This is a genomic window from Oscillatoria salina IIICB1, from assembly GCF_020144665.1.
Lineage (GTDB): Bacteria > Cyanobacteriota > Cyanobacteriia > Cyanobacteriales > SIO1D9 > IIICB1.
The window spans coordinates 1-12,536 of record NZ_JAAHBQ010000026.1 but is presented as its reverse complement, the minus strand read 5'-3'; the positions used below and the strand labels follow the sequence as shown (position 1 = coordinate 12,536).

8 protein-coding genes are annotated in these 12,536 nt (G+C 39.9%); 5 read left to right on the top strand and 3 right to left on the bottom strand.

All coding sequences use genetic code 11. From position 1 onward, the window contains the following. Positions 1 to 53 precede the first annotated feature (53 nt). Positions 54 to 2,654, top strand: coding sequence for a TIGR03960 family B12-binding radical SAM protein (locus tag G3T18_RS09560; protein WP_263480333.1), 2,601 nt, complete (start codon positions 54 to 56; stop codon positions 2,652 to 2,654). A 39-nt stretch (positions 2,655 to 2,693) separates the two neighbouring features. Here G3T18_RS09560 and G3T18_RS09555 read toward each other — a convergent pair whose 3' ends face one another. Both G3T18_RS09555 and G3T18_RS09550 read right to left on the bottom strand, forming a co-directional pair. Beyond that, complete coding sequence (locus G3T18_RS09555; RefSeq protein WP_224410321.1) at positions 2,694 to 3,281, bottom strand: superoxide dismutase family protein; 588 nt, start codon at positions 3,279 to 3,281, stop codon at positions 2,694 to 2,696. 19 nt (positions 3,282 to 3,300) lie between these two features. Further along, positions 3,301 to 3,960: an arylesterase gene (locus G3T18_RS09550; protein ID WP_224410320.1), complete on the bottom strand. Its 660-nt coding sequence runs from the start codon at positions 3,958 to 3,960 to the stop codon at positions 3,301 to 3,303. Between the two features lie 184 nt (positions 3,961 to 4,144). Here G3T18_RS09550 and G3T18_RS09545 point away from each other — a divergent pair, with 184 nt between their 5' ends. The 4 genes from G3T18_RS09545 (at position 4,145) to G3T18_RS09530 (ending at position 11,849) form a co-directional block, all read left to right on the top strand. Beyond that, entirely contained in the window at positions 4,145 to 5,365 is a 1,221-nt protein-coding gene (locus G3T18_RS09545) for a sigma-70 family RNA polymerase sigma factor (protein ID WP_224410319.1), read from the top strand. A 3-nt stretch (positions 5,366 to 5,368) separates the two neighbouring features. After that, positions 5,369 to 6,541, top strand: coding sequence for a DUF1822 family protein (locus G3T18_RS09540; RefSeq protein ID WP_224410318.1), 1,173 nt, complete (start codon positions 5,369 to 5,371; stop codon positions 6,539 to 6,541). A gap of 30 nt (positions 6,542 to 6,571) precedes the next feature. Further along, positions 6,572 to 10,372 (top strand): nSTAND1 domain-containing NTPase, encoded by a 3,801-nt coding sequence (locus G3T18_RS09535; RefSeq protein ID WP_224410317.1) that lies wholly within the window; start codon positions 6,572 to 6,574, stop codon positions 10,370 to 10,372. Positions 10,373 to 10,475: 103 nt separating this feature from the next. Then, a complete protein-coding gene (locus G3T18_RS09530) occupies positions 10,476 to 11,849 on the top strand; it encodes a hypothetical protein (RefSeq protein ID WP_224410316.1) in 1,374 nt (457 codons plus the stop codon). Here the strand turns inward: G3T18_RS09530 and G3T18_RS09525 are convergent, their stop codons facing one another. Next, a complete protein-coding gene (locus G3T18_RS09525) occupies positions 11,850 to 12,281 on the bottom strand; it encodes a hypothetical protein (protein WP_224410315.1) in 432 nt (143 codons plus the stop codon). Positions 12,282 to 12,536 lie beyond the last annotated feature (255 nt).

Genomic DNA, 12,536 nt, shown 5'->3' with positions numbered 1-12,536 from the left:
ACGTTAGGTAAACTAGAAAAGCTAGCACTTAGTAGCCATCTAGTTACCGGAGGATGAAACAAGTGGCGATCGCCGTAGACAAACTCATCACACCAGAAATTCTCAAACCCGCACGTTATTTGGGAAACGAACTTGGTGCAGTCCATAAATCCTGGGAGAGTGCGACAGTACGCTGGGTATTAACTTATCCAGAAGTATACGAAGTCGGCGCATCTAACTTAGGGCATATCATCCTCTACAATATCTTAAATGCCCAACCAAAACAATTATGCGATCGCTCTTACTTACCCGCACCCGATTTAGCAGCCAAACTGCGCGCAACCCAAACACCTTTATTCGCCTTAGAGTCGCGTCGCCCCCTAACCGACTTTGATATCCTCGGATTTAGCCTTAGCTACGAGCTAGGAGCCACAAACATCCTCGAAATGCTCAATTTAGCTGGAATACCCCTAACCTGGCAAGAAAGAGCAGATCTAGACTACCCACTGATTTTTGCTGGCGGACAAACCGCAACTTCCAACCCCGAACCCTACGCAGACTTTCTTGATTTTATTGCGTTAGGAGACGGCGAAGAACTATTACCCGAAATCGGCTTAATTATTGCCGAAGGGAAAAAAGCTAACCTCAGCAAAACAGAATTACTCCTCGACTTAGCCCAAATTCCCGGAGTCTACGTCCCCAGATTTTACGACATGGCAGCCGATGGTTCGGTACACCCCAATCGTAGCGACGTACCAACACGCATTCTCCGGCGCGTAGCCACCCCAATTCCCGCTTATGCTGTTGGTTTGGTCCCTTACGTGGAAACCGTCCACGATCGCCTGACAGTAGAAATTAGACGCGGTTGCACTCGCGGTTGTCGTTTCTGTCAACCAGGAATGTTAACTCGTCCCGCTACCGATGTCGAACCCAGCAAAGTCGTCGAAGCAATTGAAAAGGGAATGCGACAAACGGGTTATAACGAGTTTTCCCTGCTTTCCTTGAGTTGTTCCGACTATCTTTCCCTTCCCGCAGTGGGAATGGAAGTGAAAAATCGACTCAAAAACGATAATATTTCCCTTTCCTTACCCAGTCAGCGAGTAGACCGTTTTGACGAAGATATCGCTAACATTATTGGTGGAACTCGCAAGTCTGGGTTAACCTTCGCTCCAGAAGCAGGAACCCAGCGAATGCGGGATATTGTCAATAAAGGACTAACCAACGAAGAATTACTTCGAGGCGTAAAAACCGCTTGGGAGCAAGGTTGGGATAAAATCAAACTCTACTTTATGATCGGTTTACCGGGCGAAACCGATGCTGATGTTATTGGTATCGCCGAAACTATTCGCTGGTTGCGTCGCGAATGTACAGCCAAGGGTAGAAAACGCCTCAACTTTACCGTTACAGTTTCTAACTTTACCCCCAAACCTCATACACCGTTTCAGTGGCATTCGGTTTCTACGTCCGAGTTTTTACGGAAACAGGAATTACTGAGAAATGAGTTTCGCAGGCTCAAAGGTGTCAAAGTGAATTATACTGATGTGCGAATTTCCGCGATGGAAGATTTTCTCGGTAGAGGAGACAGAAGATTAGCTTCCGTAGTACGTCGCGCATGGGAATTAGGAGCAGGAATGGACTCCTGGTGGGAAAGTTTAGAGCGAGCATTTGCAGCTTGGGAAACCGCGATCGCCGAATCCGATCTAACCTGGAAATATCGCCAAGTGGAAAATGGCGAATGGAATGTTATGGAAACCACAGCCGAGACGTTAGAACAAACTTCGCTGCTGGATGCACCCCTACCTTGGGATCATCTCAATACCGGAATTGATAAAAATTGGCTCAAAACTGACTTACAAAGAGCTTTAGAAGCTGCAACCATCCCTGATTGTTCCTATGCAAGCTGTTCTCACTGCGGCGTTTGTGGTATCGATTTAGGTCATAATGTCGTTTATGAGGCTCCACCCATACCTGAATTTACCGGACATTTTCAACCAAATCAAAATAAAGTACAGCGTTTGCGAGTTTGGTTTGGGAAACAAGGGGAAATGAGATTAGTCAGTCACCTCGATTTAGTACGTTTATTCGATCGCGCTGTACGTCGTGCAGCTTTACCAATTTCCTTTACAGGGGGATATCATCCTGGACCGAGAATTTCTATTGCCAGTGCGCTATCTTTAGGAAATAGTAGTAGCAGTGAGATTGTCGATTTTGAGTTAACTGAGCGTCTGGAAATCGAGTTATTCCGCGAAAAATTAGCCGCTCAATTACCAAAGGATCTTCCCCTATATCAAGTCGAAGAAATCGATTTGAAGGCTCCCGCAGCGAATAAATTATTAGACAAATCCGAGTATTTACTCACCGTTGAGGTTGCAGATGCTACGGTTCAAGAGTGGAAAACTTGGATAGATGCAGTAATTTCCAGCACCGAGATTTGGTGGGAAAAAACAACTAAATCGGGGAAAAAAAGACAGATTAATTTACGCGAGAGACTCTTCGATCTGCAATTAGAATCTTACCAAGATGACCGAATAATTCTGCGCTATCGCGGCAGTTGTCGTCAAGATGGTACATTGTTACAACCAGAAAATGTCATTTATATGCTGGAAGAAAAATCTCAGCGCGAGTTACAACTTTTACACGCACATCGCCAGCAATTAATTCTGGAGGATGGTTAAATAAAGAAAAGGTGGGCAATACCCACCTTAAAAGTGTAATCAAGAGCCTAAAATATCAATCGTACCGCAACCAATACGTCCGCCCGCGTTACCTGTAGGCTGACCAAAATCATCTGGTTGTGCGTGCATAATAAAAGCTAAATCGCCCACAGCATATTTACCTTCTTCAAGAGTAAGTCCGGGAACTGTAACATCGAGCGTACCAGTACCATCTTGGGCTATTTCAATATTACCTAAGTCGCCTGCATGAGCGTCATTTAAACCATCTTCAGGTAAGTAACCATGTTGGGTATTTTCTGGGTTAAAATGACCTCCAGCAGCTTGACCTGCATCAGCACAGCTACCGTTTTCGTGGATATGGAAGCCATGTTCTCCTGGAGGTGCGTCGCTAATATTAGCTGTAATTGTTAAACCGGATGCTGTTTCAGTTAAGTTGACTTCTCCAATTACTGTCGGAGTTTCGGAGGTACTGCTAATAACTGCAACTGCTGTTTCAGGTTCGACTGTTTGGGTTACTTCGGGTGTTTGTAGGTTATCTCCCACTGCTTGATTACTATTATTGCAGCCATAAAGCCAAGTAAACAGACTCAAAGATAATGCGATTGCTAATATTTTAGTTCTCTTCACCACGATCTTCCTTAATTCTTCATTTTTTGAGTGCCGGTGGCAATTTTGCCTTTGCTAACAAGGGTTGCAAATCTTTCGCTATGCGTTCTGCTAAAATTTTATGTCCCGTCGCATTTGGGTGAATAACATCGTCTTGTCGATGGCGGCTCTCGTCTAAAATTCCTTTTAACACTTGAGGAATTAGATAAGCGCCCGTATCAGCCGCGACGCGATCGTAAATTTCTTCGTACTCATCTTTTACTATACCGAGATTCATCCCTAAAAGAACAACAATTGCTTGTTTTTCTTGAATAGATGTGACAATTTTTCGCAAGTTTTCTTCGGTTTCTAACTTAGGTATCTTGCGGAGATAATCGTTTCCACCCAACTCCACAATTACTAACCAAGGATTTTCTGCAAGTACGTCTTTTTCTAAACGACTTAAACCCATTGCGGTTGTATCACCACTGACACCTTTATTTAAAATTGGTAAATCTAACTTTTGGCTGAGGACAGCAGGAAAAGCTTCTGCTTCAGCTACACCATAGCCTGAAGCAATGCTATCACCCAAGATGATAATTTGCTCTCCGACACCTGCCTGAAGATTTTTAACATTATTAATTTCTCCACTACAACTGGTAAAAATTAACAGCGAAGCGAAGAAACAGGTTAGCAAATACAGCCAGCGAATTTTTTTCATGTTTGATGACTTGCCAAATTATTTCTAGTCTTAACATTCCTGGGAGATAAACGTCACTTCAAGAAATTTGACGAGCTTGAATAATTGTCATAGCTTGAATTTATTAAATATAATAACTTCAGATCGACATACCCGACTAGGAATTAAGTATTAAATTATACAGTTTTTCCCAAAAATTTAATTTATGCAACCTCGTCAAGACTTAATCAACATATTTTCTACTTTCCTAGAGTTTAAGGAAGACTGCTTTGGTGGCTGGAATTCAGATGCAAAGTTGCGTCAAAGTATGGAAAAAAGTTTAGCACGATCGCCATCGGGAAAAGAGCAAGCCGAATTTTGGGCGCTATACTGGCATCAAGTATGGCAAGACTGTTACTCAAAAACAGCTCGCGAACATTTGTATGCTTATTTACAAGAAACTGGTTATTATGCGGCGAACAAAATCAGAGCCAGACTCAGGTTTACTGAATATAGTTTATCAGACTATTTTCAGATCGCGATCGCCAGAGTAGACAAAGTTTTGCGAAATTTTAACTCTCAGCATGGCAGTAGTTTCAAAGGTTACGCTGCGGTTGCTTTTGAGAAAGGAATTATCGATGAGTTGCGTCAGGTTAATCAGGCATTAGGCTACAGTGATTTTAGCTTACTGCGTCGCACCAGTGAAAGACGACTTAAACAATCTTTAGCAACTTACGGTGTAGCTGCGGCAAAAATAGATAAGTACCTCTTAGCTTGGGACTGCTTTAAAATTTTGCACGTTCCTACCCAAGCAAAAAGTAACACGAAAACAGCCGAACCGGATCGAGAAACTTGGAACGCGATCGCTCAACTTTATAATAGCGAAAGAATCAGTCAATTAAACCCTTCTGAAAGCGAAATAAATGCAGCAACAATTCAACAATGGTTAAACGAATGTGCAACCGCAGTGCGTAATTACATCGCACCGCAAAATCGTTCTCTAAATGCACCGCTTTCCGGACAAGAAACTGGCGAATTACAAGATATTTTACCAGAATCTCCAGCAGAATCTTTACTTACGCCCCTAATCGAACAAGAAGAACAACAACAGCGTATCTCAGAACAAGAGCAAATCAATTCTATCTTAACTGCTGCCTTAGCTAAACTCGCCAACGACCCCAAAAAACAGCAATTGCTTGATATTGCTCGATTATATTACGGTCAGGAACTTACCCAACAAGAAATTTCTCTTCAATTATTCGGAAATAAGAAAAAACAGTATGTAGTTTCTCGTAGTCTAGCCAAACTTAAAAAAGCTTTAGTTAAAGAATTTGCTGAGTGGGTAAAAACAAAACTGCATATTTCGCTCAACACTGTCGTATTAGAACAAATGGGAGCAACTATTGAAGAGTGGCTCGAAAAATGTCTAATTTTAAAGGAAAGTTAAATCATGATCGACTCTACTCAAGAAATCCTTGCCAAATCAACTAATTTATGGTTGGAAATCGATCGAGAAAAAATTGCCCAAACTTGGGAAAAAAGCCAACCTTTCTCTTCACCTCAAAGTCGTTGGAGAGCTTATTTGAATCGAATTTGTCTCGATACGATTTTTCCGTGGCTAGAAGCAGAAGCTTGCACAAAACCGACAATTTGGCAACAAGAATCAATCTACAATAGTTTTTGGGAATTTGTTAATGGTTCGGCAATTAATTTAGGAACAAAACGCTTAATTTTAGTTCCCAGTGAAACTATCGATACCAGCGAAATAAGAGTTCCTCAAGAATGGGTTGACATTCCGAGTTGGGCGGGAGATTATTATCTTGCTATCCAAGTCGATACCGAAGCGGAAATTGTGCAATTTGTGGGATATACAACCCATTTACAACTAAAGCAACAGGAAAATTACTCGTCACGCGATCGCACTTACAGTCTCGACGAAGAATTTCTTAATCAAGATTTAGATTTGTTGATGTTAGGCTTAGAAATTTGTCCCGAAGAAACAACCAGGAAATCTCTTGATTCTTTACCTAGTTTACCACAAGAACAAGCGAATAATTTACTGACACGCTTAGGAAATACTGAAGTGGCTTTTCCCCGTCGAACAGTACCATTTCAGCTTTGGGGAGCATTATTAGAACATGGTGGTTGGCGGAAAATCTTATATCAAAAACGTCTGGGAATTCAAGAACAATGGTCGGTATTTCAATGGTTAAAAAATGGTATTTCTGAGTTACCAGAACAAATAGGTTGGCGAACTTTTAATTTGGAAAGTTTAGCCGGAGCAAGAGGTGAAATAACTCCCGCAGAAAGACCGACTATTTTATCTCGTAAGTTAGTTATTGCTGGACAAGAATATGAGTTACAAATATCAGTTTCCGGTACTCAAGAAGAACCAGAAGCGGCTTTTAAATTACGAAATTTAGCTCTTGGTGGACTAATTCCTGAAGGGTTTAAATTAATAATTTTAACTGAAGATTTACAGCCTTTTGAAGATAATGAAGATTTGGCGACAACAGCAGTTGAAGAGTTAACTATTGAGGTAGAATTAGAACCAGGAGAAGGATTAGTTTGGGAAACTGAACCAATTCCAGAAAATTACGATCGCGAAATTCTTCGATTTTAGTTAAACTGCTTACCAAATCTTAGTTGAAAAATGCCGAAGCGAAAGGGAAACAAGCATCTAGAAACTGGAGAAGAGAAAGTTTTTCTCCTGCTAGTAGGAGTAAGCGAATATGAAGATAAAAGTCTCGATAGACTCAAATATGCAGTCGCAGACTGTCAGGAATTAGCAACAGCATTTACAGAAGCTACTGCTAAGTTTAGCAATAAGAAAATATTTGTCCATCACCAAAATAGCGATCGCATTCCAGATTTAGCGGCGGTGCGTAATAGTTTACAGGAAATTGTTACCTCTGCCAACCCCCAAGATACGCTGATAGTTTACTTTTCTTGTCACGGTATCCTCCACGAAAACCAGCAAGCTGTCTTGTGTCTAAAAAATACTCAGACAGACAATTTAGTTAACAGTTTAACCATGCAAGAGTTGTTGACAAAATTGAGTAATTGTTCTGCAAAACAACAACTGGTAATTCTTGATGCTTGTCACAGTGGTGGTTTAACTTTAAGAGGAATTAATCTAAAATTAGTCGAAACTCTTCAGCAACAAGCGGAAAAACAAGCTAGACAAAAGAAAAACTTTTATGCTTTACTTTCTTGTGATGAAGACCAACAATCGTGGGAATTTACTGAATTAGGACATGGAGTTTTTACTTATTATTTAATCCGAGGATTGCAAGGAGAAGCGGCTAATTCGGAGGGTATAATTGAAGTTAAAGGACTTTATAAATATGTTTATCATCGCACTTTAGCTTACATTGATAAACTCAACCAACAGCTTGAATTAATTAGTAGACAAAAAAGTAGTCGCGGTGAAGAAGGATCGGAAGAAAAATGTCCCCTCCAGACCCCAAAATTAATCGTCGAAGCCGTGGGTGAAATGACTTTGGGGTTAAAAAGCCAAAAAGTTAGTTATCAATCGCCTCGACAAGCATTAATCGTAGTCGGAGAAATTAGCGATAGCGTTACCAGACAATTAAGCACTCAACTTGCTAATAAAGGTGATTTTCAGCTTCAATATTGGCATCCTCAAGCGAGAAATTTACCGGATTTACACTTAGCAATTCAAACTTGCTTGCGAGTTGATTCTGAAGCTGAATCAAAACAAAAATCTACAACGTTATTATACCTCCGGGGAGAAATTAAAACAAGTTCTTCTGGCGAATCTTCCTTAGTTCTTAACGAAGATATCCAAATTAGTCGCACTTGGCTACGACAACAACTACGTCACGGAAAAGTAAAGCAACAAATTCTGATTATCGACTGTCCCCAAAGCGAGTTTATTGACGAATGGCTCGAAGATTTAAGGTTAGAATCAGAATATAGTCAATGTATCCTTGCTGGGACGAGCAATTCCGAGAATTCCGAAGAATTCACCCAAGCTTTACTGAATAGTTTAATTGCAGCTAATCAGCAAAATGGATTAGCAATTGCTAGCTGGATTTATGAAATCCAAAAGCAACTTGTAACTAGCACAAGTAAACCCGAATTTTGGCTTTCGGGAGTGCAAGATGTTATTGAAATTATTCCCAGTGCAAGCGGAATTCAAGGAATAGCAAGAAATGTAGATTTAGGAATTTGTCCTTATCTCGGATTAAGGGCTTTTCGGGAACAAGATGCAGTTTATTTTTATGGAAGAAAAAGTTTAACCCAAAGATTAATTAATCATTTAGCAAAAGAAAACTTTTTAGCGGTAGTTGGTGCATCTGGAAGCGGAAAATCTTCTGTTCTCCAAGCTGGTTTAATGGCTCAAATTCGACAAGGAAAACAAATTCCTGGAAGCGAGCAATGGTGGTGTAAATCTTTTCGTCCGGGACAACATCCTTTACAAAGTTTAGCGCGAATTTTAGCCGATGAAGAAACCAGTTTAGAATTGAGCGAAGGTTTGTTGCTTTTAGGAGGAGAAAGTTTTGTTTGTTGGTTGCGAAAAAGACCGGAACCAATGGTATTATTAGTAGTAGACCAATTTGAAGAATTATTTACTTTATCGACCGTTAGTGAAAGAGAAAAATTTTTCGATTTGATGGGCGAAGCTTTAACCTATGCAAGTGATAAATTTAAACTAGCGATCGCGCTACGCTCTGATTTTATCGCTGCTTGTTTAGAAGTAACTGAAATTTCGGCTTATTTACAGCAGCATAGTATCTTAGTTCCGCCGACTTTTACCGATATTGAAACCTATCGAGAAGTCATCATTGAACCAGCCAAGCAAGTACAATTAGAAGTAGAAGCAGAATTAGTTAATGTCTTATTAGACGACCTAGAAAATGCGGCAGTTAATCTTCCTTTGCTAGAATTTGTCTTAGAAAAATTATGGGAAGAACGAGACAAAGAAACTGGAAAATTGACTTTAACTGCTTATCAAGAAAAAATCGGCGGCTTAAAAGGAGTTTTAGAACGCAAAGCACAAGAAGTGTATGAGAATTTATCTATACAAGAGCAAAATTGTGCTGAATGGATTTTTCTTTCTTTAATTCAATTGGGAGAAGGAACTGAAGAGACGCGACGAAGAGTTAATAAATCTGCTCTTTTTGTTCCGAAATATTCACCAGAATTAGTCGAGACAACTCTGCAAAAATTTATTGAAGCTAAACTAATTGTTGTTAATCAAGAAGAAAACGATCGAGTTGGTATTCAAAATAAAAGCTTAACTCCTCAATCGGGAGAAAACGACAATAACACCTCTAGTTTGAAACAGCAATTAGTTAACTTTACGCAAACTCTCCTCAGAAAACGAGAAAATCTTGAAATTGCTCAAGAATTAACGACACTGCAAACAGAAAATACCGTCGAAGTTGCTCACGAAATTTTAATTCGTCATTGGTCAACTTTACGTTGGTGGTTAGCAGAAAATCGCCAGCATTTGCGCGAATTAGAACAAATTAAAAACCAAGCTAAAAAATGGCAAATAAATAACGAACAGGGAGATTATTTGCTTCGCGGTAAACAGCTAAAAGAAGCCGAAAAATTTTATTTTAATTATCGCAACGAATTAGATAAAAGCGAACAAAAATATATTCAATTAAGTCGTCGAGTTAGAACTAGAAATCAACTACGAATTAGTGGTATTTCCGCAGTAGTTGTACTAATTTTTAGTGGTTTGGGTATCTTGACTTTAAAAGCACAGCAACAAATTCGGATCGAACAGATATTAGCTAATATTGATAATAACGTAATTACGCCAAACTTAGTTAAAGAAATTACTCAAGAATTACCTAATTATTTTCGTAATGGTGAGAGACATAGAGAGCAAGAAAATGTCGAGTTAGCAATGGGAGTATTCCAGCGAATTTTGTATTCTCTTAACACAATAAATGAAGAAAGTCAAGTCAAAGAACAGTTATCTTCACAAGAAATAAAAATAATTGAAGATTATCGCGAAAAAGCGGAAAAATCTCTCGCTGAATTAATTCGTGAATATCGCCTACCGCAACTCGAAGATGAACTAAAAGCTGGTAATTTTGGTCGTCAGTTAGCAAGTGATAGATTGGCAGATTTTGAAAACGCATACAACGGAGCATTAAAGACAAGTTATGCAATTTTGCTGCGGGAAAATGGCGCAAAAGCAGACTGGGATAATAATGGTTATTTAACCGAATCAAGGGAAGCTCAACAAATTCCTTGCGAGACATTAAAAGAAATAGAAGAGTTGTGGAAAAGAGCCACTGAAAATAGATGTAGTTGGTATGGAGAAACAGATGCTTTTGAAGCGCCTCAATGTCAGGAATTAGAGGGAGAAACTTTGACATTCAAGTTATCTTTAAATCCTGTCGCAACTTCTCAATTAGAAGCCCGCTTGAGTGAGTGTAAATTAATTCCTGTTGAGAATGAGATTTAATTTCGGGGAAAAAGGTAAAGAAATATAACAAAAAAGGCATTTACGTATAAATTCAGGGGCAAAAACCAGAGATCCAGATAGAAGTATTTATGGTCTTTGAAAGATGAAGAAATATAAACTGAAAACGGTTTGGAGAGCAATTTTCACAGCCGCGATCGCGCCAATTTACACTTTCGCAGCCACCAGCACTTATGCAGTCATCCCCGAATATGCCAGAATTACCAATGTTGTCGGACCGCGAGAAATTTCCATTCGTCGGGGAAACAGACTCGAACCTGCGGATCTAGAAAGCGAGTTGAGAAAATATACTGACGCACTCTACTTACCTGCGAGTAGTCGCGCTTACAGTTCCCTACGTTTCTTCGATCGCCAGAATCGCGATCTCCTCTTAGAAGTACAAGCTGATACCAAAAATCAAGAAATTACCCTCTATTACTTACCTTGTTCGGCTCGTCAAGGTGACACTGAGGTGATCCAGTGGAATACCAAAGGTAGAAGAGCAGCAAGAGGTTGTGAAAGAGGAATTCGGGTTCGTCCCAGTGGAAGCGATCGCGGCGCTCAACTAACCGACTCTGAACCACTCTACACCTTTGACTCCCTCAAACAAAGCATTCCTCGCGGCACACTTTACTACTGCACCGTACTCGCAGACTCCGGTCAAGCTTGGTTCACTGTTGCTCCCAGCGAAGAAGTTTGTCAGCAACCACTCCAACAATGTCGAGCCAATGGGGGTAGCAACTGTACCCCAGTTACCTTAGACTTTTGGCATAACCGAGAACAAGACTTAACCGCCTTAATCGATTGTGCTAACAACCGAGTCTTTTCCGCCAAAGGAAATGGTTCTCAAATGACTAAAATAGCCAGTGATTTATGGCAACAAGCAACCGCCCAAGGTGCAACCTTCTGTGCGTTCCGAATTAAAGGAAAAAAAGATATTATTGTCAAGCCAAGCACAAACGAAAAAACCTTACTCCAAACGATTAATACCAGCAACGGGATCGAAGTCAGAGTATTTGAGGGAGAAGCGATCGTCCAAACTGCCAAAAATCCCCAAGGAGTCACCGTACCCGCAAGTCAGAAATATAACTATTCAGGAGAAAATGCACCCGATCCCATTCAACCATTTAACCTCAACGACGAACCCATCGAATTACAAGTTTTTCTCGCCAAAGAAAGAGGCTATGGAGTTTGTTCTCAACAACAAGATAGCGGCGGACAAGAAGGAAGTAGAAAAACCATTCAGCTAACCGCAACCGAAGGAAATTTTGAAATTTCCTACGATCTGTTTGACATTCCCGATCGCTTACAAGTCATTTACGAAGGTCGTTATTTAATAGATACTGGCTTTGTTTCTGGTAAAAATACTGTAACTGGTTCCTTACGAGGAAATTCCGCACGTGTAGAAGTAATTATCATAGGAAACCCAGACAAACCAACTACTCGATGGAACTATACCCTTTCCTGTCCCGAATACTAATTAAAAAGCAATGCTCATGGTATCTACACTGCGATGTGCTTCAATAATTCCTCCTGCATCTTCGCATTCCTGTTGAACAGTAAACGAAGTCATATAAGCATTGACTTCATTTTGAACAGGCACTCGATCCATTGTGTTTACTACACCTTCTAAGCAAATACCAAGAGTATTCACTTGTTGTTGATAATTATTGATTGCAGCTAGATATTTTGCTGCTTTTACCTTTAAAACTTCAACTTCCTGCTTAGTTTTACTAATTTCTTGCTCAGAAATATCGACCTTTTCACGAGTTTTTACTAGTTGAGACTGAGTATTTTGCCAACTACTTTTAGTTGTTTCGATATCGTTATAAAATTTTAAATTCAAGAATCCACTTACCACTAAAGCTGCTGTTAAACCAGTAGTAGTTAAATATGTTAATGAACCCTTCATAAATTTCTCCTTATTAATAATTATCTATCTGTCACTTTCTATATCGAGATGAAAAATTCTGATTATGCAACTAAGAACATCTCGACAGCAGATTAATTAATTGCTAATAAAATTCCCATCACTAAATAGTAATGGGCGAGAAAAAGTATTCATTTTCTAGAAAATTTCCTTTGAGTTGAACTAGCTAAACTACGTTCCTCAAGAATTATTCCTACTGAAAGTTACGGTTAAACCAGTAGCCGCGATCGCTCTAAC